Source organism: uncultured Shewanella sp. (assembly GCF_947495455.1).
In the GTDB taxonomy this organism is placed as follows: Bacteria; Pseudomonadota; Gammaproteobacteria; order Enterobacterales; family Shewanellaceae; genus Shewanella.
Genome location: NZ_CANLZC010000320.1, coordinates 1 through 215, shown reverse-complemented (window position 1 = coordinate 215; position 215 = coordinate 1). Strand labels below are relative to the sequence as shown.

The 215-nt window shown below is 42.3% G+C and carries 1 protein-coding gene; it reads right to left on the bottom strand.

The window, feature by feature from the left end:
* Positions 1–215 (bottom strand): helix-turn-helix domain-containing protein (locus Q0791_RS25240; RefSeq protein ID WP_299011984.1); only part of this gene is annotated, 215 nt, incomplete at both ends.

The window sequence follows — 215 nt, the reverse complement described above, 5'->3', positions numbered from 1 at the left end:
TTTTCACAGGCAAAGGTGGGTTTAAAATCAGCATATTTTTGCTTAACCAGTGTCAGAACTTGATTTCTGAATTCAGATGAAAATCGCCGATTACTGGGCTGCCCACGACGTTTAGACACTAAACCCACTTCACCATTCTGACGAAATTGATTCACTAATCTTTGGATATGCCGACGAGTCAGCCCTAACATTGACGCAGCGGTCATTTGGGTTAA